At 49.7% G+C, this 23,495-nt stretch carries 23 protein-coding genes, 3 tRNA genes and 1 pseudogene; 10 read left to right on the forward strand and 17 right to left on the reverse strand.

The annotated features are described in order from the left end of the window. Window positions 1-199 precede the first annotated feature (199 nt). The 6 genes from gudD to syd form a co-directional block, all read right to left on the reverse strand. Window positions 200-1,540, reverse strand: a complete 1,341-nt coding sequence (gene gudD / locus A7589_RS21030) for a glucarate dehydratase (RefSeq protein WP_105282790.1) — start codon at window positions 1,538-1,540, stop codon at window positions 200-202. A 95-nt stretch (window positions 1,541-1,635) separates the two neighbouring features. Continuing rightward, window positions 1,636-2,988: a galactarate/glucarate/glycerate transporter GudP gene (gudP, locus tag A7589_RS21035; RefSeq protein WP_000097075.1), complete on the reverse strand. Its 1,353-nt coding sequence runs from the start codon at window positions 2,986-2,988 to the stop codon at window positions 1,636-1,638. A 419-nt stretch (window positions 2,989-3,407) separates the two neighbouring features. Further along, the gene (locus A7589_RS21040; protein WP_000807745.1) at window positions 3,408-3,857 is read right to left on the reverse strand and encodes a flavodoxin; all 450 of its coding nucleotides are present in this window, start codon (window positions 3,855-3,857) and stop codon (window positions 3,408-3,410) included. A 17-nt stretch (window positions 3,858-3,874) separates the two neighbouring features. Then, window positions 3,875-4,657: a tRNA pseudouridine(65) synthase TruC gene (gene truC / locus A7589_RS21045; RefSeq protein ID WP_016159628.1), complete on the reverse strand. Its 783-nt coding sequence runs from the start codon at window positions 4,655-4,657 to the stop codon at window positions 3,875-3,877. Further along, a complete protein-coding gene (locus A7589_RS21050; RefSeq protein ID WP_000207006.1) occupies window positions 4,657-4,986 on the reverse strand; it encodes a YqcC family protein in 330 nt (109 codons plus the stop codon). Before A7589_RS21050 ends, truC begins: the two co-directional genes overlap by 1 nt. Before the next feature lie 623 nt (window positions 4,987-5,609). After that, a complete protein-coding gene (gene syd / locus A7589_RS21055) occupies window positions 5,610-6,155 on the reverse strand; it encodes a SecY-interacting protein (protein WP_000342444.1) in 546 nt (181 codons plus the stop codon). Window positions 6,156-6,222: 67 nt separating this feature from the next. Between syd and queF the strand changes: the two genes are divergently transcribed. The 5 genes from queF to xni all read left to right on the forward strand — a co-directional run bounded on the left by queF (window position 6,223) and on the right by xni (window position 12,685). Continuing rightward, complete coding sequence (gene queF, locus A7589_RS21060) at window positions 6,223-7,071, forward strand: NADPH-dependent 7-cyano-7-deazaguanine reductase QueF (RefSeq protein WP_000100398.1); 849 nt, start codon at window positions 6,223-6,225, stop codon at window positions 7,069-7,071. Between the two features lie 111 nt (window positions 7,072-7,182). After that, window positions 7,183-8,547 carry a nucleotide 5'-monophosphate nucleosidase PpnN gene (ppnN, locus tag A7589_RS21065; protein ID WP_108188997.1) on the forward strand — a complete coding sequence of 455 codons (1,365 nt, stop codon included), beginning with the start codon at window positions 7,183-7,185 and terminating at the stop codon, window positions 8,545-8,547. 556 nt (window positions 8,548-9,103) lie between these two features. After that, window positions 9,104-10,393 (forward strand): HAAAP family serine/threonine permease SdaC, encoded by a 1,290-nt coding sequence (sdaC, locus tag A7589_RS21070; protein ID WP_000450473.1) that lies wholly within the window; start codon window positions 9,104-9,106, stop codon window positions 10,391-10,393. Between the two features lie 57 nt (window positions 10,394-10,450). Next, the gene (sdaB, locus tag A7589_RS21075; RefSeq protein WP_000626394.1) at window positions 10,451-11,818 is read left to right on the forward strand and encodes an L-serine ammonia-lyase II; all 1,368 of its coding nucleotides are present in this window, start codon (window positions 10,451-10,453) and stop codon (window positions 11,816-11,818) included. Between the two features lie 111 nt (window positions 11,819-11,929). After that, window positions 11,930-12,685, forward strand: a complete 756-nt coding sequence (gene xni, locus A7589_RS21080) for a flap endonuclease Xni (RefSeq protein WP_024191161.1) — start codon at window positions 11,930-11,932, stop codon at window positions 12,683-12,685. A gap of 104 nt (window positions 12,686-12,789) precedes the next feature. Here the strand turns inward: xni and A7589_RS23415 are convergent. The 5 genes and pseudogenes from A7589_RS23415 to A7589_RS21100 form a co-directional block, all read right to left on the reverse strand. Next, window positions 12,790-12,864: pseudogene (locus A7589_RS23415) on the reverse strand (hypothetical protein); the annotation flags it as partial. A gap of 37 nt (window positions 12,865-12,901) precedes the next feature. After that, the gene (gene rlmM, locus A7589_RS21085; RefSeq protein ID WP_001045503.1) at window positions 12,902-14,002 is read right to left on the reverse strand and encodes a 23S rRNA (cytidine(2498)-2'-O)-methyltransferase RlmM; all 1,101 of its coding nucleotides are present in this window, start codon (window positions 14,000-14,002) and stop codon (window positions 12,902-12,904) included. Further along, window positions 13,995-14,390 (reverse strand): DUF423 domain-containing protein, encoded by a 396-nt coding sequence (locus A7589_RS21090; protein ID WP_000203904.1) that lies wholly within the window; start codon window positions 14,388-14,390, stop codon window positions 13,995-13,997. Before A7589_RS21090 ends, rlmM begins: the two co-directional genes overlap by 8 nt. A gap of 18 nt (window positions 14,391-14,408) precedes the next feature. Beyond that, window positions 14,409-15,326 (reverse strand): glycine cleavage system transcriptional regulator GcvA, encoded by a 918-nt coding sequence (gcvA, locus tag A7589_RS21095; protein ID WP_000044401.1) that lies wholly within the window; start codon window positions 15,324-15,326, stop codon window positions 14,409-14,411. Window positions 15,327-15,676: 350 nt separating this feature from the next. After that, a complete protein-coding gene (locus tag A7589_RS21100; protein WP_000750399.1) occupies window positions 15,677-15,904 on the reverse strand; it encodes a YgdI/YgdR family lipoprotein in 228 nt (75 codons plus the stop codon). A gap of 191 nt (window positions 15,905-16,095) precedes the next feature. Here A7589_RS21100 and csdA point away from each other — a divergent pair, with 191 nt between their 5' ends. Together csdA and csdE are read left to right on the forward strand one after the other, a co-directional pair. Further along, complete coding sequence (csdA, locus tag A7589_RS21105; protein WP_108188998.1) at window positions 16,096-17,301, forward strand: cysteine desulfurase CsdA; 1,206 nt, start codon at window positions 16,096-16,098, stop codon at window positions 17,299-17,301. Further along, a complete protein-coding gene (csdE, locus tag A7589_RS21110) occupies window positions 17,301-17,744 on the forward strand; it encodes a cysteine desulfurase sulfur acceptor subunit CsdE (RefSeq protein WP_016159633.1) in 444 nt (147 codons plus the stop codon). Before csdA ends, csdE begins: the two co-directional genes overlap by 1 nt. Window positions 17,745-17,794: 50 nt before the next feature. Here csdE and tcdA read toward each other — a convergent pair whose 3' ends face one another. Continuing rightward, entirely contained in the window at window positions 17,795-18,601 is an 807-nt protein-coding gene (gene tcdA, locus A7589_RS21115) for a tRNA cyclic N6-threonylcarbamoyladenosine(37) synthase TcdA (protein ID WP_000117718.1), read from the reverse strand. Between the two features lie 76 nt (window positions 18,602-18,677). Next, complete coding sequence (mltA, locus tag A7589_RS21120) at window positions 18,678-19,775, reverse strand: murein transglycosylase A (protein WP_000678631.1); 1,098 nt, start codon at window positions 19,773-19,775, stop codon at window positions 18,678-18,680. A gap of 209 nt (window positions 19,776-19,984) precedes the next feature. On the opposite strand from mltA, the gene A7589_RS21130 reads away from it, so the two are divergent. From A7589_RS21130 to A7589_RS21140, 3 genes are all read left to right on the forward strand, one after another. Continuing rightward, a tRNA-Met gene (locus A7589_RS21130) sits at window positions 19,985-20,061 on the forward strand. A 33-nt stretch (window positions 20,062-20,094) separates the two neighbouring features. After that, window positions 20,095-20,171, forward strand: a tRNA-Met gene (locus A7589_RS21135). A gap of 34 nt (window positions 20,172-20,205) precedes the next feature. After that, a tRNA-Met gene (locus A7589_RS21140) sits at window positions 20,206-20,282 on the forward strand. 78 nt (window positions 20,283-20,360) lie between these two features. On the opposite strand, the gene A7589_RS21145 is transcribed toward A7589_RS21140, so the two are convergent. The 4 genes from A7589_RS21145 to A7589_RS21160 form a co-directional block, all read right to left on the reverse strand. Beyond that, entirely contained in the window at window positions 20,361-21,308 is a 948-nt protein-coding gene (locus A7589_RS21145; RefSeq protein ID WP_016159634.1) for a phosphoglycerate dehydrogenase, read from the reverse strand. Between the two features lie 71 nt (window positions 21,309-21,379). Then, entirely contained in the window at window positions 21,380-21,976 is a 597-nt protein-coding gene (locus A7589_RS21150; protein WP_001066238.1) for a KpsF/GutQ family sugar-phosphate isomerase, read from the reverse strand. Beyond that, window positions 21,963-23,153, reverse strand: a complete 1,191-nt coding sequence (locus A7589_RS21155; protein WP_000350909.1) for a MalY/PatB family protein — start codon at window positions 23,151-23,153, stop codon at window positions 21,963-21,965. The genes A7589_RS21150 and A7589_RS21155 overlap by 14 nt, the downstream gene beginning before the upstream one ends. After that, window positions 23,153-23,495, reverse strand: a 343-nt coding sequence (locus A7589_RS21160) for a PTS glucose/sucrose transporter subunit IIB (RefSeq protein ID WP_165797966.1), incomplete at its 5' end; no start/stop codon positions are given. The genes A7589_RS21160 and A7589_RS21155, both read right to left, overlap by 1 nt.

The following is a 23,495-nucleotide window of genomic DNA, read 5'->3' on the forward strand; positions in this document are numbered from 1 at the left end:
AAGCCGGTTTTTGATTGATGGCAAAGTGCCTGTGTTTATGCCGGATGCGGCATGAATGCCTTATCCGGCCTACAAAACCATTCAAATTCAATGAATTAAAAAATAATGTAGGCCTGATAAGCGCAGCGCATCAGGCAATTTTTGCGTTTGACATCAGTCTCAAACCGGCTCCTGACAGAGCCGGTTTTTGTTATCTGTCTTAACGCACCATGCAAGGACGCTTGTTATCGAACGTCCAGCCTGGGATCAGGTACTGCATTCCCATCGCATCATCACGCGCGCCAAGCCCGTGTTTCTGATACAGCTCGTGCGCTTTCATCACCTGATCCATATCGATTTCTACACCCAGCCCCGGTTTTTCCGGCACTTGAACCAAACCACCTTTGATCTCAAACGGTTCTTTGGTCAGGCGCTGATTACCTTCCTGCCAGATCCAGTGTGTATCAATCGCAGTGATTTTACCCGGTGCGGCGGCTGCAACATGGGTAAACATCGCAAGGGAAATATCGAAGTGGTTGTTGGAGTGTGAACCCCAGGTCAGGCCAAATTCATGGCACATCTGCGCCACTCGCACTGAACCTTGCATCGTCCAGAAATGCGGGTCTGCCAGCGGGATATCGACTGATTGCAGGGAGAGCGTATGGCCCATCTGCCGCCAGTCGGTGGCGATCATGTTGGTTGCGGTTGGCAGGCCAGTTGCGCGACGGAACTCCGCCATTACTTCACGCCCAGAGAAACCTTGCTCCGCACCGCACGGATCTTCTGCATAAGCCAGCGAACCTTTCAGATATTTACCAATTTTAATCGCTTCGTTCAGCGACCAGGCACCGTTAGGATCGAGGGTAATGCGCGCCTGCGGGAAGCGTTTCGCCAGTGCCACGATAGATTCGGCTTCTTCTTCCCCGGCCAGTACACCGCCCTTCAGTTTGAAATCATTAAAGCCATATTTTTCATATGCTGCCTCCGCCAGGCGCACTACCGCATCCGGAGTCATCGCTTCTTCGTGACGCAGGCGATACCAGTCGCATGAGTCATCCGGCTGGCTTTGATACGGCAGCGGTGTAGCGTTGCGATTACCCACAAAGAACAGATAGCCCAGCATTTCGACTTCGCTACGCTGTTGACCATCGCCCAGCAGCGACGCCACGTTAACCCCCAGATGCTGCCCCAGCAGATCCAGCATTGCTGCTTCAATTCCAGTCACCACATGAATCGTGGTACGCAAATCAAATGTCTGTAAGCCCCGCCCGCCAGCATCACGATCGGCAAACGTGTTACGCACCAGCGTCAGAACGTTTTTGTACTCGCCGAGGGTTTTACCCACCACAAGCGGAATCGCATCTTCCAGCGTTTTACGGATTTTCTCACCGCCGGGAATTTCCCCTACGCCGGTGTGACCGGAGTTATCTTTGATGATCACAATATTACGCGTGAAGAACGGCGCGTGTGCGCCACTCAGGTTCATCAGCATACTGTCGTGACCCGCAACCGGAATTACCTGCATTTCAGTAACAACGGGCGTCGTAAATTGAGAACTCATGTTTATGTCCTTATTCAGAATCAATGACGGCCGAAAACGGGACGTTTACGGTCAGAAATTCAGGAGCCGGGATGTTTGAAATCGGGGTTATCATCTTATTTTCCCGCGACAGGTTTCAGCTCAATACGCTTGATATCACCCACCAGCACCAGATAACTCAGTACCGCGATTAAGGCATGAACCCCAACGTAAATCAGCGCCCCATTAAAGGAGCCCGTCGTGCCAACGATATAACCAATTGCGATAGGTGTGACGATGCCAGAAATGTTACCGAACATGTTGAACAGGCCACCGGAAAGACCGCTGATCTCTTTTGGCGCGGTATCTGCCATTACAGCCCAACCCAGCGCCCCGATGCCCTTACCGAAGAAGGCCAGCGCCATAAAGCCGATGATCATCCACTCAACGTTGACGTAGTTACAGAACACCATCACCATCGACAGCAACATGCCCATCACGATCGGCGTTTTACGCGCAATGTTCAGCGACCCCGTGCGACGCATCAGCCAGTCGGAAATAATCCCACCCAGCACACCGCCGATAAAACCGCAAACCGCCGGAACAGATGCAACAAACCCCGCTTTCAGAATCGACATCCCGCGCGCCTGCACCAGATAAACCGGAAACCAGGTGATAAAGAAGTAAGTCATAGCGTTGATACAATACTGACCAATATAAACGCCGATCATCATCCGCGAACCTAGCAACTGTTTGATTTGCCCCCACTTCACGCTGAACGGCACTTTAATTTTGGTGTTTTGCTGATCCATATTGATAAGCGCACCGCCCGCAGCAATGTAGTCCAGCTCTTTCTGATTTACGCCCGGATGTTGATTTGGCTCGTGGATGACTTTCAACCAGATAAAGCTGATGACAATGCCCAGACCGCCCATAAAGAAGAAAACGTGTGACCAGCCCACTTCATGAGTCAGCCAGCCCATAATCGGCGCGAAGATAACCGTCGCAAAGTATTGTGCAGAGTTAAAAATCGACACTGCCGTTCCTCTTTCCTGCGCCGGAAACCAGGCCGCTACAATACGACTGTTACCGGGGAAAGATGGCGCTTCAGCAAGCCCGACCAGGAAGCGCAGCGTAAACAGGGCAACGATAATGCCAAATCCACTAAAGATATCGACAAAGCCTTGCAGCAAGGTAAACATCGACCAGATAAAGATCGACCAGAAGTAGACGCGTTTTGAACCAAAGCGATCCAGCAACCAGCCGCCAGGGATCTGCCCTATTACATAAGCCCATGAGAAAGCAGAGAACACATAGCCCATTCCCACTGGATCAAGGCCGATATCTTTGGCCATTTCCGAACCGGCGATAGAGAGTGTAGCGCGGTCGCCGTAGTTGAAGGATGTGACGATAAACAACATCACCACTATCCAGTAACGAGCATTAGTGCGTTTTTCCACACTACTCGCAGCCTGACTTAAAGAACTCATTGTTGCACTCCTGAAAATTCGCGTTAGCCACGCTCACTCTGGACTGCAATACCGCCAGGAAATCAGAGGTGACGTAGGGTGTTTTTTGCCGTTTTTATAGGTCGTTCGCCGAATGCGGCGCGTGTTTATATCTGGCATCAGCAGTATAAAAAGCGCGCCATAGCGGCTCACCGTGCAACAACACAACATTAATGCGTTCAATGAGGCTCGATTTTGGCATTAGCCCTGGACGGTGGAATCAACTTCACGGAAATGAAAACAAGAACAAGAAAGGAAGGGTTATAACGGAGAAATAAAGAAGAGTATGAAATGGATCGCTTGACTCCAGGCAAACGCCAGTAAAAAACCGTCACATTTGCGAGTTTTTACTGGCATTTGCCTGAAAGGATTCGATTCAGTTTGCTTAAAACGGCAATTTGTCAGGACAACAGCGTGCCCCACTGTTCGACCCACGGGTTTGATTCCGTTTCAGGTTCCGGGTGCTCACTGGCGTCAATCAGCAGCATTTCCCCTATCCGCTGCGCACTCTGTTCCTGCAACAACGCATCGAACTGTTTGCCGCCATTGCAGAAATTCACATAACTACTGTCGCCGAGCGCAATCACGCCATAACGCAGATTCGGCTGAAAACCGAGACTATCTTTGATTCCCTGAAAGAGCGGCACAATGCTGTCAGGAAGGTCGCCTTGCCCGGTCGTGGACGTAACCACCAGCACGAACTTGTCCTGATAGGGCAGCCAGTCGCTTAATTCTGGATCTTCAAACACCGTTGCTTTGTGACCCTGCGCGGTCAAAATTGCTTCCGCCTCTTCCGCCACTAACAGCGAGTTTCCGTACATGGTACCCACAAAAATACCAATTTCCGCCATACCGTTTTCTCCCTGGATTAGGAACTTATCTCACCATCCTGACCTGATGGCGCACTGAACTCAACCCTTTCATTTTCAGGAAGCAGACCACGCCAGCCAAATTGTGATAACGCCTGCATCCAGGTGTCGTCCAGCCCCGCGTGAATAGTCAGCGGTTCGCCAGTGAACGGATGAGTCAATGACAACTGACTGGCATGTAGCATTAACCGCTGGAGGCCAAAATGTTCAGCACCGCTGCGATTCTGGCGTAAATCGCCATGTTTGCTGTCACCAATAATTGGATGACGCAAATGGGCAAGATGGCGGCGGAGCTGGTGTTTGCGTCCGGTTTTCGGCTCCAGTTCCACCAGGCCGTAGCGCGTGGTCGGGTAACGTCCGGTTGCGACTGGCATTTCCACCGTCGCCAGACCGCGATAATGCGTTACCGCTGGCTGCGGGCCTTTATCTTCTCGGGCAAATTTATCGGCGATTTTGTCCAGTTCTTCCACCAGTGGATAATCCAGCTCCGCTTCTTCCATTAGCCAGCCACGAACTATCGCATGGTAACGTTTCTGGATTTGATGCTGTTCAAACTGTTGTGCCAGCAGCCGTCCTGCTTCGCTGGACAGTCCCATCAGCAATACGCCGGAAGTTGGTCTGTCCAGGCGATGTGCGGTAAACACGTGCTGACCAATCTGGTCACGCACGGTTTGCATGACCACCACTTTCTCGTCGCGATCCAGCCAGCTACGGTGGACCAGCCAGCCGGACGGTTTATTTACCGCAACCAGCCATTCATCCTGGTAGAGTATTTCCAGCATCAGTTTGCGTCATCCGCAAAAAGAGCATCCAGCTTTTCCAGTTCCGCCAGAATAAGCGTGCGTTGCGGGTGGTCCGTCGCCAGCGCCATTTCATAGTACGGCGCCACGGCAAATGCCCCCGGTAATGGCTGGTTGTTATCTAATAAATCGTGCATCCGTGGGATAAGTACCCACTGCAACCACTCCAGTGGCTCCATGGTGTCCATAAAGAACGGTTGGGTACTGTTGAATTGATGCGGCTGGGGCTCATCGTTTCGCCAGTGCTGATGTTCACGCAGTAACGCTTCAAGCACCTGCAACTGGAGACGAACGCGGTCATGAGTGGTCATAAAGCAACCTCAATAAGAAAAAACTGCCGCGAAGGATAGCAGGAATAAAAAAAGGGAGCACTGTATTCACAGTGCTCCCGGTTCGTTTCGCAGCAATCCAGCTACTTTTGTTGCTCCCTGCTCATCCTTGACAACTTTTCCTCTGGTCTTGCGACCAATCGTTCATCCTGAACTATCGCTTCCTGCTCACACCACCCCGATGTGATACTTCATCCTGAAGTGTCCCTGGCCTTCCTGACCCACCGAATCATCCTGACCGGTTCTCATTCTCCATCCTGGAGGTGTCCTTTAACGCATCCTGCGTTATCCTCTTCGCTTCATCCAGAAGCCTTTCCCTGAAACACCGTCCTGGCGTGTCCTTCAGAAGTGTCATCATCCTAATGTTCACTTCTATTGTCTGACTCCCTGTCGACGAAGATAGAATCGTCTTTTTCGCTGAGTCTTACAAGGAGCTTACAGACAATGCCTTAAGGATAATTTCATATGAAAGTTAAGAATTAACAAGTAATAGATTGATTTTAAATGGAAATATCGATTCTTATCTTTTTAAGTATTCGCTTATTTCCTGGCGATCTCCTACAGGGTCTGTAAGAGATCTCTCACAACCAGACGGGGTATTTGGATTACAGAAGGGGCTTAAGTTGGTTAAGGAATTCCGCAAGATTTGAGGCTAAATGCGTCCGTTTACGCGTTCCCAGCGTCTCTTTGCACACTTCACCAGAGAGATTACACACCGAGATAACCTCTAACTCTTCTTCCAGCGTCGCGATAAATAGCGTGGGCGGCAGTTTTAGCCGTTTCTGAGTCACCAGATGACCAATCAGATTTTCCTGCACCCGACGGAAGTCGTCTTCGCTCCAGGTTTGCAGTAATGTCAGTGAGATATCACCAAACCGGGCATACATGTCCCCGGCAAACTGGGTTGTATAGAAAGTATGAATTGTGGGTTGTATCACAATATCAAACGCCCGTTCAACCGCGTTTACATTTTGTTCACCGGTAAACGGCTGGGGTTGCCAGTATACGGCGTCATCGGTGGTTGAAATAATGCATGGTGAAGGCACACCATACAGCTCCTCACTTAACGGCCAGCTTTTATGCTGCTCATGCCACGCATCGCAGTAGCGCGCAGTAAAATCTCTTAAGGCTTGTGCGGTCAAATCGTCCACTAATTTCTCTCTTCACTTAAACCAGATACACTTGTTGTTTAGTTTATCTGGTTTATGACGGTGAAACATGTCTTCTTATGCAAACCATCAGGCACTTGCGGGCCTGACTCTCGGGAAATCAACCGATTACCGGGATACCTATGACGCCAGTCTGCTGCAAGGCGTTCCGCGTAGTTTGAATCGCGATCCATTGGGTCTGAAAGCGGATAAGCTGCCTTTTCACGGTGCTGATATCTGGACGCTGTATGAACTCTCCTGGCTGAATGCAAAAGGTTTGCCGCAGGTCGCTGTCGGTCATGTTGAACTTGATTACACCAGCGTAAATCTGATTGAGTCGAAGAGTTTTAAGCTCTATCTCAACAGCTTTAACCAGACGCGTTTTAATCACTGGGACGAGGTGCGTCAGACGCTGGAACGAGACTTAAGCACCTGCGCCCAGGGTAAAGTTAGCGTGGCGTTATATCGTCTTGATGAACTGGAAGGCCAGCCGATGGGTCATTTCAATGGCACCTGCATTGATGACCAGGATATCGCTATCGATAACTATGAATTTACCACTGACTATCTTGAGAATGCCGCCAGCGGTGAAAAAGTGGTGGAAGAGACGCTGGTTAGCCACCTGCTGAAGTCAAACTGCCTGATCACCCATCAGCCAGATTGGGGTTCGATCCAAATTCAGTACCGTGGACGCAAAATTGATCGGGAAAAACTGCTGCGTTATCTGGTTTCTTTCCGTCATCACAACGAGTTCCATGAGCAATGCGTAGAGCGTATTTTCAATGACCTGCTGCGCTTCTGCCAGCCAGAGAAATTAAGCGTCTATGCGCGTTATACCCGTCGTGGCGGCCTGGACATTAACCCGTGGCGTAGCAATAGCGACTTTGTCCCATCGACGACCCGACTGGTACGACAATAAATTTTTTCTCATTTTTGCGTACTGGATTCACGCATAGAGTTGTGAAAGGCCACCAGGCAGGGCTATTGTAATCAAAGGGAATGACGATATTCGTCCCATAAGGAGTTTTTCTTGATTACACATATTAGCCCGCTTGGCTCCATGGATATGTTGTCGCAGCTGGAAGTGGATATGCTTAAACGCACCGCCAGCAGCGACCTCTATCAACTGTTTCGCAACTGTTCACTTGCTGTTCTGAACTCCGGTAGTTTGACCGATAACAGCAAAGAATTGCTGTCTCGTTTTGAAAATTTTGACATTAACGTGCTGCGCCGTGAACGTGGCGTTAAGTTAGAACTGATCAACCCCCCGGAAGAAGCTTTTGTCGATGGGCGCATTATTCGCGCCTTGCAGGCCAACTTGTTCGCTGTTCTGCGCGACATTCTCTTCGTCTATGGGCAAATCCATAACACCGTTCGTTTTCCAAACCTGAATCTCGACAATTCCATCCACATTACTAATCTGGTCTTTTCTATATTGCGTAATGCTCGCGCACTACATGTCGGCGAAGCGCCAAATATGGTTGTGTGCTGGGGCGGTCACTCAATCAACGAAAACGAGTATTTGTATGCCCGTCGCGTCGGAAATCAGCTGGGTCTGCGTGAGTTAAATATCTGCACCGGTTGCGGTCCGGGTGCGATGGAAGCACCGATGAAAGGCGCGGCAGTGGGTCACGCTCAGCAGCGTTACAAAGACAGCCGTTTTATTGGTATGACAGAGCCGTCAATTATCGCCGCTGAACCGCCTAACCCGCTGGTCAACGAATTGATAATCATGCCGGATATCGAAAAACGTCTGGAAGCATTTGTGCGTATCGCTCACGGCATCATTATCTTCCCAGGCGGTGTGGGTACGGCAGAAGAGTTGCTCTATTTGCTGGGAATTTTGATGAATCCGGCAAATAAAGATCAGGTCTTACCGCTGATCCTCACCGGTCCGAAAGAGAGCGCCGATTACTTCCGCGTACTGGACGAGTTTGTCGTGCATACGCTGGGAGAAAACGCGCGCCGCCATTACCGCATCATCATTGATGACGCTGCTGAAGTCGCTCGTCAGATGAAAAAATCGATGCCGCTGGTGAAAGAAAATCGCCGTGACACCGGTGATGCTTACAGCTTTAACTGGTCAATGCGCATTGCGCCAGATCTGCAAATGCCGTTTGAGCCGTCTCACGAGAACATGGCTAATCTGAAACTGTACCCGGATCAGCCTGTAGAAGTTTTGGCCGCTGACCTGCGTCGTGCGTTCTCCGGTATTGTGGCGGGTAACGTGAAAGAGGTCGGTATCCGCGCCATTGAAGAGTTTGGTCCTTACAAAATCAACGGCGATAAAGAGATAATGCGTCGTATGGACGACCTGCTTCAGGGTTTTGTCGCCCAGCACCGTATGAAGTTGCCTGGCTCAGCTTACATCCCTTGCTACGAAATCTGCACGTAATCTCCCCTCCCCCGGTAACGTTTGTTGCCGGGTTTTCTCTTTTTTGGTCACTCACTCACCAATCCATTTCATTTGTTATCTGAATGTTTCAACGCATCATAAGACACTTAATATCACCAATATTAATATGTCATACAATTTATATTGCAACGCAAACGTTTACCTGCTTTCATAAACCGCATTTTATTACTGTGAAAAAGAAATTCTTATCATGATTAACTAAAAGTATTGATTTTTTCAGTTCAACCTACATATATTGCGCGCCCCGGAAGAAACCAGATATCGTTTAGTGGGAAAATATTGCCCTTAAATTCTCTTTTACTTTTGATTTACAGAGTAAAGAGTTGGGATTATCTATCTTCTAAGTAGATTATTGTATTTGAGATCAAGATCACTGATAGATGCATAACTTGTGTGTATCTTTCCGCCCTCAAATTATTACGGCGGAAAATGATTAAGCCATCGCCGATAGACAGATTTCATTTTTACGGCCAGGCACCTTCCCGGGCTGAACTGGCTAAAAGCTGAATTATTTGCATTCCTCCAGGAGAAATAGATGGAAACGACTCAAACCAGCACGATTGCGTCGAAAGACTCTCGCAGTGCCTGGCGCAAGACAGACACCATGTGGATGCTGGGCCTCTACGGCACGGCAATCGGCGCGGGTGTACTGTTCCTGCCAATCAACGCCGGTGTTGGCGGTATGATCCCGCTGATCATCATGGCCATCCTTGCGTTCCCGATGACGTTTTTTGCTCACCGTGGCCTGACTCGCTTCGTACTGTCTGGTAAAAACCCGGGCGAAGACATCACCGAGGTAGTAGAAGAACACTTTGGTATTGGCGCAGGTAAACTGATTACTCTGCTGTACTTCTTCGCTATCTACCCGATCCTGCTGGTTTATAGCGTGGCAATCACCAACACGGTTGAAAGCTTCATGTCTCACCAGCTGGGCATGACGCCACCGCCGCGTGCGATTCTGTCGCTGATCCTGATCGTAGGTATGATGACCATCGTTCGCTTCGGTGAGCAGATGATCGTTAAGGCGATGAGTATTCTGGTATTCCCGTTTGTTGGCGTACTGATGCTGCTGGCTCTGTACCTGATCCCGCAGTGGAATGGCGCAGCTCTGGAAACGCTGTCTCTGGATACTGCATCAGCAACCGGAAACGGTCTGTGGATGACCCTGTGGCTGGCAATCCCGGTAATGGTGTTCTCGTTCAACCACTCTCCGATCATCTCTTCTTTCGCCGTTGCGAAGCGTGAAGAGTACGGTGATATGGCAGAACAGAAATGCTCGAAGATCCTGGCATTCGCACACATCATGATGGTGCTGACCGTAATGTTCTTCGTATTCAGCTGCGTACTGAGCCTGACTCCGGCAGACCTGGCTGCAGCAAAAGAGCAGAACATCTCGATTCTGTCTTACCTGGCTAACCACTTTAACGCGCCGATCATCGCGTGGATGGCTCCGATTATCGCGATTATCGCTATCACCAAATCCTTCCTCGGTCACTACCTGGGTGCGCGTGAAGGCTTCAACGGTATGGTGATTAAATCTCTGCGTGGTAAAGGTAAGTCTATCGAAATCAACAAGCTGAACCGTATCACTGCGCTGTTCATGCTGGTAACGACCTGGATTGTTGCTACGCTGAACCCGAGCATCCTGGGGATGATTGAAACCCTGGGCGGCCCAATCATCGCGATGATCCTGTTCCTGATGCCGATGTACGCAATCCAGAAAGTACCGGCAATGCGTAAGTACAGCGGTCACATCAGCAACGTATTCGTTGTCGTGATGGGTCTGATTGCTATCTCCGCAATTTTCTACTCTCTGTTCAGCTAAATCCTTTCGCGCCGCTTTCGGGCGGCGCTTCCTCCGTTTTAACCCGATGAATTTCCTATGATTAGCGTATTCGATATTTTCAAAATCGGCATTGGCCCTTCCAGTTCCCATACCGTTGGACCAATGAAAGCGGGTAAACAATTTACCGACGATCTGATTGCCCGTAACTTGCTAAAAGACGTGACCCGTGTGGTGGTTGATGTCTACGGCTCGCTCTCTCTGACCGGTAAAGGCCACCACACGGATATCGCCATTATTATGGGCCTGGCGGGTAACCTGCCCGATACCGTGGATATCGATTCCATCCCTGGTTTTATTCAGGATGTGAATACTCACGGTCGCCTGATGCTGGCAAACGGTCAGCACGAAGTCGAGTTCCCGGTTGATGAATGCATGAACTTCCATGCCGACAACCTTTCTCTGCATGAAAACGGTATGCGCATCACCGCGCTGGCGGGCGATAAAGTCGTTTACAGCCAGACTTACTACTCCATCGGCGGTGGCTTTATCGTTGATGAAGAACATTTTGGTCAGCAGGATAGCGCACCGGTTGAAGTTCCTTATCCGTACAGCTCAGCAGCCGATCTGCAAAAGCATTGTCAGGAAACCGGGCTGTCACTCTCTGGCCTGATGATGAAAAACGAACTGGCGCTGCACAGCAAAGAAGAGCTGGAACAGCACCTGGCGAACGTCTGGGACGTGATGCGCGGCGGTATTGAGCGCGGTATTTCCACCGAAGGCGTGCTGCCAGGCAAACTGCGCGTTCCACGCCGTGCGGCGGCGCTGCGCCGGATGCTGGTCAGCCAGGACAAAAACACCACTGACCCGATGGCGGTTGTTGACTGGATCAACATGTTCGCGCTGGCAGTGAACGAAGAGAACGCTGCGGGTGGTCGCGTGGTGACTGCACCGACTAACGGCGCGTGCGGGATTATCCCGGCAGTGCTGGCGTACTACGACAAGTTTATCCGTGAAGTGAACGCTAACTCACTGGCTCGTTACCTGCTGGTAGCAAGCGCCATTGGTTCTCTTTATAAGATGAACGCCTCGATTTCTGGTGCCGAAGTCGGCTGCCAGGGCGAAGTTGGCGTTGCGTGCTCTATGGCAGCGGCGGGTCTGGCAGAACTGTTAGGCGCAAGCCCGGCACAGGTATGTATCGCGGCAGAAATCGCAATGGAACATAACCTCGGCCTGACGTGTGACCCGGTTGCCGGACAAGTACAGGTGCCGTGCATCGAGCGTAACGCCATTGCGGCAGTGAAAGCGGTGAACGCCGCGCGTATGGCGCTGCGCCGTACCAGCGAGCCGCGCGTCTGCCTCGATAAAGTTATCGAAACCATGTACGAAACAGGTAAAGATATGAACGCCAAGTACCGCGAAACGTCTCGTGGTGGCCTGGCGATGAAGATTGTTGCCTGCGATTAATCTCTCTCCAGAGGCCTCGTTTTGCGAGGCCTCTTCCTGTTTTCTCATCCAGCCGTAGCCTCTTCCGGTATCGAATGTTACCCTTATCGCCTGATCTTTAAGGGGGTTATCGTGGCTGTTCATTTGCTTATTGTCGATGCACTGAATCTTATTCGTCGCATTCATGCCGTTCAGGGTTCTCCCTGCGTGGAGACCTGCCAGCACGCCCTTGATCAACTTATTATGCATAGTCAGCCCACTCATGCGGTTGCCGTATTCGATGATGAAAACCGCAGCAGCGGTTGGCGTCATCAGCGCCTGCCGGACTATAAAGCCGGTCGCCCGCCAATGCCGGAAGAACTGCACAACGAAATGCCCGCGTTACGCGCCGCCTTTGAGCAACGCGGCGTCCCGTGCTGGTCAGCCAGCGGCAACGAAGCCGATGACTTAGCCGCCACGCTGGCGGTTAAAGTGACACAGGCCGGACATCAGGCAACCATTGTGTCGACAGATAAAGGCTACTGTCAGCTACTTTCACCTACATTACGTATTCGTGATTACTTTCAGAAACGTTGGCTGGATGCGCCGTTTATCGATAAAGAATTTGGCGTTCAACCGCAGCAGTTACCCGATTATTGGGGGCTGGCGGGGATCAGCAGTTCAAAGGTGCCGGGTGTTGCGGGGATTGGGCCAAAAAGCGCCACTCAGTTACTCGTCGAGTTTCAGAGTCTGGAAGGGATATATGAAAATATCGACGCGGTTGCCGAAAAGTGGCGCAAGAAACTGGAAACCCATAAAGAGATGGCGTTTCTGTGCCGCGATATTGCCCGCTTACAAACCGATTTGCATATCGACGGCAATTTACAGCAATTGCGGTTGGTACGGTAACAGCGTGCCGAATACTACCGATTAACAACTCATTGAATTAAATGCACTTGTAGGCCGGATAAGACGCGGCTAGCGTCGCATCCGGCATCAACACATCTGCGTAATTACCACGCTGTATGGTAAAGCTCTACAATATCCTCAAGCGTTGCTTCACGCGGGTTGCTACCGATACAAACATCGGATGCCAGACCGGAGTCAATGCCCCTGCCAACTCACTTACCGTTCGTCGCGACGACCACCCACCGCAGCCCAGATACGACGGACATGCACCGTCACTTCTTCACGATCGTGATACAACTGACGCGCCTGAATCTGAGCATTTATGCCATGTTCATCAAGCTGTGCCTGAATATACGCCAGATTGTGTGACACTTCTTCGTAGCGTTTTTTCATCGGTAGCTTAAGGTTGAAGATAGTTTCACGACACCAGCCATTAACCAACCACTGTGCCATCAGTGCTGCGACTTTCGCCGGTTTCTCCACCATGTCACACACCATCCATGAGATGTTGCTACGTGTTGGACGGAATTTGAAACCATCTTCCCGCAGCCACGTCACCTGCCCGGTATCCATCAGACTTTGCGCCATCGGGCCGTTATCGACGGAGTATACCCACATGTTGCGCTTCACCAGTTGGTAGGTCCAGCCGCCTGGACAAGCGCCCAAATCTACCGCCCACATTCCATTTGCCAGGCGTTCATCCCACTCATCCGCAGGAATAAACACATGAAATGCCTCTTCCAGTTTGAGCGTGGAACGGCTTGGCGCATCTGCCGGAAATTTCAGGCGTGGAATCCCCATATAGAACGGCGAATTATTGTTGCTGTATGAGTAACCGGTATAGCAGCAACCTGGTGCAATAAAGAATACATGCACAACCGGACGCTTCGGCGTTTCATAGTTCGCCAGCACGCCCGCCTCGCGCAAGGCAGCCCGTAGCGGAACGGTGAATTTACGGCAGAATTTCAGCAGCTCTTTGCTTTCGTTGGTATCGGCAACTTCAACGCGCAACTCTCCGCCTTTCTCTACCACGCCCTGCAACATACCAACAATGGGTGTAATACGATCTTCTGGTGGCAAATGCTGGAGGAGCTCCCCCACCACAAACCACTGGCGGGCAAAAATTAATGAACTGAACGGCAGTTCGCGGATCAACTTATCGCCATCATCCGGTTGATAACATTCATAAATGACATAACCCGCATTGTCTTTAACGCGAGCAAAACCGAAGATTTCCCGCTGACCGGCTTTATCGGTAATTTCTGCAGCACACTCTTTTTCAAAGCCAGGACGGCACAACAATACAACCTTATTCATGATTTACGCCCTTGCGCTTCAAACGGATAGCACCGACTAACATTAACGCCCAGCCCGCGAGGAAGCTCACGCCGCCGACCGGCGTGACAAACGCCCATAAACGCAGATGAGACAGCGCCAGGCAATAAAGGCTACCGCTGAACAGCACCGTACCTAACGCGAGGAAAACGCTACTCCAGTAAAACCAGATACTGATGCGACGCTGCATTGCCACTGCCAGACCTAAAATCGCCAGCGTATGGAACGCCTGGTATTCGAGGCCGGTCTGGATCCAGCCCATCTCAACGGCTCCCATGGTTTTACTTAACACATGCGCGCCAAAAGCGCCCAGAGCCACAAAAATGAAGCCGCTAATGGCGGCGAAAATCAGCATAAAACGGCTGGTCATGGTCGTACCCTACGTAAATTATTGTTCATAACGAAAGCGGAATTTTTCTTGTTCAGCAGCGGCTTTCGCCAGGATCCATTGGCGAAAGGCGGCTATTTTACCCAGTTCTGCCTGGCTGTCATGACATACCAGATAAAAAGCATTTTTACTGACCAGAACATCATTAAACGGGCAGACAAGGCGTCCGGCCTCGATTTCCGATTGCGCCATCACATTATTTGCCAATGCGACTCCCTGCCCGTGGATAGCCGCTTGCAGCACCATGGCGCTGTGACTGAAGATTGGCCCTTGTTGAACGTTGATATGGTTTAACCCCAACTGGCGGGTATATGTCTGCCAGTCACGCCGGGACGCATCGTGTAATAACGTATGTTTAGCCAGATCTTCTGGCGTCTTCAAGGGTTTTTCGCCGGTTAGCAGTAGCGGAGAACACACCGGCAACAGATATTCGGCATAAAGTTTTTCCACCCGCAGTCCCGGCCAGTTGCCACGACCATAAAATATCGCTACATCAACATCATCCGCCAGTTTATCTTCCTGGCGATCGACCGCCTGGATTCGAACGTCGATTCCCGGATAAGCTGAATTAAAGCTGGAAAGTCGCGGCACCAGCCAGTGGATGGCAAAACTGGGGAGTAAACTGACCGTCAACGCCCCTTTGGCGCTACGAGCCTGGAGTTTACGCGTCGCTTCGGTTAATTGCGAAAATATCTCTTTGATATCGAGGAAATAGCTTTGCCCTTCCTCGGTCAGCAGGAGTGAACGATTACGGCGACGGAACAGTTTCAGCCCCAAAAAATCCTCAAGTGACTTGATTTGATGACTTACTGCGGCCTGGGTCACAAAAAGCTCTTCTGCTGCGCGCGTGAAGCTTAAATGGCGTGCGGCGGCATCAAAAACTCGTAAGGCATTTAGCGGTGGTAATCGTTTTGACATGGCTTTTAAACTTTGATGTTAAATGAATTTAACAATTAGATCACACTATGTAACCTATTAGTTTTTTTTATCTGAGCCATTATAAATTGTCCGTTGAGCTTCTACCAGCAAATACCTATAGTGGCGGTACTTCCTGAGCCGGAACGAAAAGTTTTATCGGAATGCGTGTTCTGGTGAACTTTTGGCTTACGGTTGTGATGTTGTGTTGTTGTGTTTGCAATTGGTCTGCGATTCAGACCATGGTAGCTAAGCTACCTTTTTTCACTTCCTGTACATTTACCCTGTCTGTCCATAGTGATTAATGTAGCACCGCCTAATTGCGGTGCTTTTTTTTACCTTGCGATCGCAAGTTACTGATCCAGTTCGACCATCTCTTTCACGTCGGTACGGTTGATCTGCTGTTTGTTGCCATTAGCGTCTTTATACGAAATCATACCGGTTTCATTATCAGTCTGTGGTTTACCGTCAGAGACGATAGTACGTCCGTCATTGGTGTGCATCACATAGTTCGAACCGGAACAGGCGCTCAGGGCAAAAGTCAGCATACAGGCAGAAATAATTGCGGCAGTCTTTTTCATCATCTTCTCCTTAAAGCGATTAATAAATCTTAATAGTATTGATTAACAGGCTAAAATTAACGCCTAACACTATTCAGCATATGTTACTGACGCGGCTTCGCCAGGATATCCAGATAATTCCGATGGTTAGCACTCTCCTTGTATCAAAGTGAATTTTGCGTCACGATCGGTGAATCAAGCCGAGGAGTACCATGAACGTTTTTAATCCCGCGCAGTTCCGCGCGCAGTTTCCCGCATTACAGGATGCGGGCGTCTATCTCGACAGTGCCGCAACCGCGCTCAAACCCGAAGCCGTGGTTGAGGCCACCCGACAGTTCTATAGCCTTAGCGCCGGAAACGTCCATCGCAGCCAGTTTGCCGAAGCCCAACGTCTGACCGCGCGTTATGAGGCTGCGCGGGAGAAAGTAGCGCAATTACTCAATGCACCAGATGACAAAACTATTGTCTGGACGCGCGGCACCACCGAATCCATCAACATGGTGGCGCAATGCTATGCGCGTCCGCGTCTGCAACGGGGCGATGAGATTATTGTCAGCGTGGCAGAGCACCACGCCAACCTCGTCCCCTGGCTGATGGTCGCCCAACAAACCGGAGCCAAAGTGGTGAAGTTGCCGCTTAATGCGCAGCGTCTGCCAGATATTGATTTGTTACCGGAACTGATTACTCCCCGTAGCCGGATTCTGGCGTTGGGCCAGATGTCGAACGTCACTGGCGGTTGCCCGGATCTGGCGCGAGCGATTACCTTTGCCCATTCAGCCGGGATGGTGGTGATGGTTGATGGTGCTCAGGGCGCGGTGCATTTCCCTGCAGATGTTCAGCAACTGGATATCGATTTCTACGCTTTTTCAGGTCACAAACTTTACGGCCCGACGGGTATCGGCGTGCTGTATGGCAAACCAGAACTGCTGGAAGCAATGTCGCCCTGGCTCGGCGGTGGCAAAATGATTCACGAAGTCAGTTTTGACGGCTTCACCACACAATCTGCCCCATGGAAACTGGAAGCCGGAACGCCCAACGTCGCAGGCGTCATTGGGTTAAGCGCGGCGCTGGAATGGCTGGCAGATTATGATATCAACCAGGCAGAAAGTTGGAGTCGTAGCCTGGCGACGCTTGCAGAAGATGCGCTGGCAAAACGTCAAGGCTTTCGTTCATTCCGCTGCCAGGATTCCAGCCTGCTGGCCTTTGATTTCGCGGGTGTTCATCACAGCGATATGGTAACGCTGCTGGCAGAGTACGGAATTGCCCTGCGCGCCGGGCAGCATTGCGCTCAGCCGCTACTGGCAGAATTAGGCGTAACCGGCACACTGCGCGCCTCTTTTGCGCCATATAATACAAAGAGTGATGTAGATGCGCTGGTGAACGCCGTTGACCGCGCGCTGGAATTATTGGTGGATTAATGACAAACCCGCAATTCGCCGGACATCCGTTCGGCACAACCGTTACCGCAGAGACGTTACGCGATACTTTCGCGCCGTTGACGCAGTGGGAAGATAAATATCGCCAGTTGATCATGCTGGGGAAACAGCTTCCTGCTTTACCTGATGAATTAAAAGCGCAGGCCAAAGAGATTGCCGGATGCGAAAACCGTGTCTGGCTGGGGTATACCGTGGCTGAAAACGGCAAGATGCATTTCTTTGGCGACAGCGAAGGACGCATTGTGCGCGGTCTGCTGGCGGTGTTGTTGACCGCCGTGGAGGGCAAAACCGCCGCCGAGTTACAAACGCTGTCGCCGCTGGCATTGTTTGATGAGCTGGGATTGCGTGCGCAGCTTAGCGCCTCACGCAGTCAGGGGCTGAATGCATTAAGCGAGGCGATTATCGCGGCGGCAAAACAGGTTTAAGCACAGATCCAGGTCGGATAAGACGCTCGTGTCGCATCCGACATAATTGTTTATCCCTGGCGCGCCGCTTTCGCCATCATCTTCTTCAGCGCATGAGATACCGCAACAAAACCAAAGGTGGCGGTCACCATCGTTGCCGCACCAAATCCTGATGCGCAATCCATTCGCTTTGGCCCTTCCGCCGTGGCTTTCATCGCACAGACCGTACCGTCTGACTGCGGGTATACCAGTGCTTCGGTAGAGAACACGCAATCCACACCGAGCTTACCTTTACTGTTTTTCACCACACCGAAATCGCTTTTCAGGCGCTCACGCAGCTTCGCCGCCAGCGGATCCTGAATGGTCTTCGCCAGATCGGTAACCTGAATCTGCGTCGGATTAATCTGCCCGCCTGCACCACCAGTCGTTACCAGTGGGATTTTATTGCGACGGCAATATGCGATTAGTGCCGCTTTGGGTCGCACACTGTCAATGGCATCAATAACGTATGAATAACCGGCATTCATATATTGCGCTACGTTATCCGGCGTCACGAAATCGTCCACCACTGTCACCCGACACTCCGGGTTAATCTGGCGAATACGCTCCGCCATCACTTCCGCTTTTGCCAGCCCGACGTTATCACGCAGCGCGTGAATTTGCCGATTGGTATTGGTGACACACACGTCATCCATATCAATAAGCGTTATTGCACCAATCCCTGTGCGCGCCAGAGCTTCCGCCGCCCAGGAACCGACACCACCGATGCCGACCACACAGATATGTGCATCGGCAAATAGTTGCAAGGCTTTCTCACCATACAGACGCGCAGTGCCGCCAAAACGCTGACGCCAGGCATCACTAATTACCACAGACATAGCACCTCAGAATTAAAAAGGGTGAGGTTATCCCTCACCCTGTCTTATCCGTAAAAACGGTGTACAGAATAACACATCAGCCGCTAAAGACGTTACCTGCGCCCGGTGCCGTTTTCAGCACCCAGACACGCCCATAGTGGTTGTACCAACCTGCGCGGTGTCCGGCTTCCGGTCCGATCCCTTGATAGATATCGAAATGTTGGCCTTTGATTGCGCCGCCGACATCCAGCGCCACCATCAGACGCAGTTCATACTGACCGTTAAATTTACCGTTATTATCCAACAACGGTACTTCTGCCAGCAAGGTAGTACCTGGCGGGATGAGCGAGCGATCGGAGGCAACAGAAGCACGACCAACCAGCGGCACAGCACTTGCACCTTTCACCGGCGCAAAAGATTGCGGCTTAAAGAAGACGAAAGACGGGTTCTGTTCCAGCAGTTCGCGAACTTCGGCTTCACTGTGCGTTTCCCCCCAGTGACGAATCGCCTGCATCGACATATCTTCTTTTTTCACTTCGCCACGATCGATCAGCACCTTACCAATACTGCGATAGGCATGACCGTTCTTTCCGGCATAGCTGAAGAAGTTAAGCGGACTGCCGTCGCCAAAATCGATATACCCGCTACCCTGTACATCCATAATGAAGTTATCCATCAGGGAGTTGCTGTAAGCGAGGATATATTTATCGCTCAGTGCCCCCGCATAGATCTCCGCACGAGACGGCAGACGACCGCGTTTTGGTGGCATACGGTAAATAGGATACTGGAACTCGCCCTGGCGGGTATGGCGCGCCTGAATTACCGGCGTGTAATAGCCCGTAAACTGCACGTTGCCATAGTTGTCCGCGCCTTCCATCTGCCAGGCATCAATACCGAACTGGCGCATATTGCGGGTATCACCGCCTGCACGCAGCCACTCTTGCACCGCGTTATAAACATTACTCTGGTTACCATAAAGACGCGGTGACGAATTACGAATATGGTTAATTTGCTCGGCAAAATCACCGGCGTTAATTGGCGCGCCAACGGCATCTGGCTGATTCACCAGAGAGAAAGGCTGGGTAAATTTCCCGTCTTTATATTGCTGTCCGCGATCGGTTGGTTTGGAGGAGCAGGCGGCAAGCATCGCCACAACAGCGCCCATAAGAAGGTACTTTACCCAACGTCCTTTCATTGTTCTCTTCTTCAGGTTAAAAAAATAAGGCACAACGAAGATAACAAACCGTCGCGTTTAATGAAATGAGCAGACTCTCCCTGACGCAAATTTTGCACAAAAAATAGGCTATAGCGTTTTGTTTTTGTTCAAAATCATGCCAAATCCGTGATCCGGGTAAAAAAAAGGTTGCATGAAAACGCGAGCGGAGTATAGTGCGCATCCACGGACGCGGGGTGGAGCAGCCTGGTAGCTCGTCGGGCTCATAACCCGAAGGTCGTCGGTTCAAATCCGGCCCCCGCAACCAATTAAAATTTGATGAAGTAAAGCAGTACGGTGACGCGGGGTGGAGCAGCCTGGTAGCTCGTCGGGCTCATAACCCGAAGGTCGTCGGTTCAAATCCGGCCCCCGCAACCAATCAAAATTTGACGAAGTAAAAGCAGTACGGTGACGCGGGGTGGAGCAGCCTGGTAGCTCGTCGGGCTCATAACCCGAAGGTCGTCGGTTCAAATCCGGCCCCCGCAACCAATACTTAGAATACTGATAAACCGCAACGTGTTTCACGGATTGCGGTTTTTTTGTATCTAAAATCTTCGTTCGCTAAACTCACTGCACGTTTTTTATCTCCCTCCCCGCAAAGAAATCAATTATCGACTGGGCAACGTGTATCCCGGTTTGCTGGTATGACTCAACGGTGGCGGCTGCAATATGCGGCGTTGTAATGATATTTTTGGTATGCAGCAATGGGCTAAATTGCGCCAGCGGTTCAGAGCTAAAAACATCCAGCGCCGCAAAAACATTTCGTTCTTCAATCACCTGAAGTAAAGCCCCCTCATCCAGCAACTTTCCTCTTGCGGCATTGATGATCAGAGCGCCATTGCGCATCATCGACAAATATTTATGGCTGATGAAGTTCTCCAGATCAGGAGAAAAAGGCAAAAGAACAATGATGACATGCGACAGCATGAAGATATCTTCAATTGATACGAACTGAACTCCGGTTTTACCTGCAACCTGATAATCGGGTTGTTTGTCAAAAGCTAAAAGCTCAACATCAAAACCAGACAACCTTTTCGCCAGGGTTTTACCTATATTGCCGTAGCCAAGCAGGCCAATCCGTTTACCTTGTAACTCGCAGCCATGCGACTCTCCCCAGTAACCATTTTGCATCGCATGATAGCTGCCTGGGATATTTCTCATGCTCGCGAAGATAAGACCAATGATAAATTCCGCAACCGCATTTGAATTAATCCCAACCGTATTATTGACCACAATCCCTGATTGTCGTGCTGCGTGAAGATCAACATTATCAATCCCTGTCCCAAATCTCGATATTATTTTCACACCAGGCAGTAGTGATAGCGTGTCCGCCTGATAACAATCTTTTCCGGCAATGGCCGCACAAATAGATTCTCGTAATGCAGTGGATTCTGATTTAAGCAGATGCTCCACATTATTCTTAATAATAAGGTTAAAATTATTCTCTCTTAGCAACTTGCTGGCGGAAACACAGCGCGCTGAAAAGCTGGGAACGGTGACCAGAACGTTTTTCATAGCTGACACTCACTTCAATGAACGCCACCCCAAAAGATGGCGTGACCGGTTACTGTTTTTATATTCTGAAACTATGAGTTTGCTTTAATACCGAGCGCACCTCCTGGATGATATAAGCCGAAATCAGCACGAGTAAATTTTTTCAATTCGGAGAGAGCAAGCGCCACCGCATCACCCACAACCAGAACGACTGTAGATGAACATGACGGCGCTAAACCTAAATTATCCGCCTCGCTTTTGACGGGAATTTCAACGGATAAATCACAACTTATCGCAAGCGATGAACGATGACTGCGAGTAAAGGAGACCAAATAATTACCCATTTTTTTTAGGCTGGGCAACGTTGCCAGAATTTCTGCCGTCTCACCGCTGTTTGAAATAAGAATAACAATATCGTTTTTCGCCACCATACCAAGATCGCCGTGTACCGCTTCCGTACCGTGAACAAAAAACGAGGGAGTTCCGGTGCTGGCAAATGTTGCTGCGAGTTTTCTGGCAATAATGCCGGACTTCCCTACGCCAATAAAAACAACTTTACCCTGACAAGATTGTAATATTTTAATTAAAGCAGCAACTTCCAAAAGGGGAGAATCGATAATCTCTTCAACTGCTTTATGTTCGTTGCGCATAAAATGTTTAATAAGATAGATAAGATCAGTGTTGTTCATTTTCTTTTTCCTGATTAATATTTCTGATTACACCTGCAATGCGCGTAAGCCCCATATATAACTTTTCTCGACTGCAAGCCAAATTCAGACGAAGATAGCCCTCCCCTTCGGTTCCATAGACATGCCCCGCCATAATACCTACTTTACCTTCATAAATTAATCGGCTGTAAAATTTATCAAAGGGATAACCAATGGCAGAGCAATTAATCCACGAAAAATAGCAACCATCAGCCGGCTTCACGATTAACCCCGGAATATTTTCATTTATATACCACTGGGTAAATTGAATATTTGAAGCAAGATGCTCCTTTAATGACGTTAACCATTCCTCACATTCGTTATAGGCAACAATAGTCGCAATTACATTCAGTACTGATGGGGAGTTTACAAAATCGCGATACCTCGATATCGTTCTGAATTGGTGATTGAAATTTTCATCAGGTGAAATCATATACGAACCCGTTAGCGCAGGAACGTTAAATGTTTTCGATATTGAATTAAACGCCACCACCTTTTCATTTATTATTTTAAGCGCAGACGTGAAGCAACGATTAAATACAAAATCACTATGGATTTCATCTGAACACAACCAAACATCGTGTCTTGCACAGCTTGCAGCGATTTTATGCAGACAATCTTCAGGCCAGACGGTTCCTGTCGGGTTATGAGGATTGCATAATAACACCATCTTCGCTTTTTTAATTTTTAGATCAAAATCTTGCCAGTCGATAACGTAATCTCCCTCGTTATCTTTACTCAAAGAAGTTTCCAGCGTATTTCGCCCACTATTTTTAATAACATCAAAAAATGCGTTATAGACAGGTGTAAAAATGAGAATGTTATCGCCACTCGATGTCAGTAACTCTATTACTTTAGCAATGGAATACATCACACTTGGGCTATAGGTTATCCATTCTGGTTTAATATCTGTTTTATACTGTTTATAATACCAATTAACTATCGCATTCAGATATTCATCATGTTGCCAACGGCTGTACCCTAAAATCGGGTGTTCCAGGCGTTTTTTTAATGCTCTGGTGATAGCTTCTGGTATCGGAAGATCCATATCTGAAATAGAGAATGGCAATACATCTTTTACACCAAATCTGTCCTCACAAAAGTCCCACTGGGTACAATATGTTCCTTTACGGGAAATTGTGGTATTAAAAATATCCATTAGCGTATCCCCATGTAATTATCCATATCCCGACGCAGGGCGATGACTTTAGTGCCGATAATGACTTGTAGGGTATTTTGATCAAGTTTAACAACCGCAATCCCTCCGGCTCTTTTTATCGCAACCTCATCAATTAATCCCATATCTGCGATAGTTAAACGTAAACGAGTTACACAATTATCCAGAGATTTAATATTCTCTCTACCGCCAAGTGCCTGAACCATCTGCGCTGCTGCCTGCAACTCTGATTTATCATGAGTGGGGATATCCGCTATAGCAGTATCTTCGTGGGCGTTTATCGCGATGGGGCTGGACTCTTCACGTCGGTAATGACTCCAACTT

Source organism: Escherichia sp. MOD1-EC6475, from assembly GCF_003046645.1.
GTDB classification, from domain to species: Bacteria; Pseudomonadota; Gammaproteobacteria; order Enterobacterales; family Enterobacteriaceae; genus Escherichia; species Escherichia ruysiae.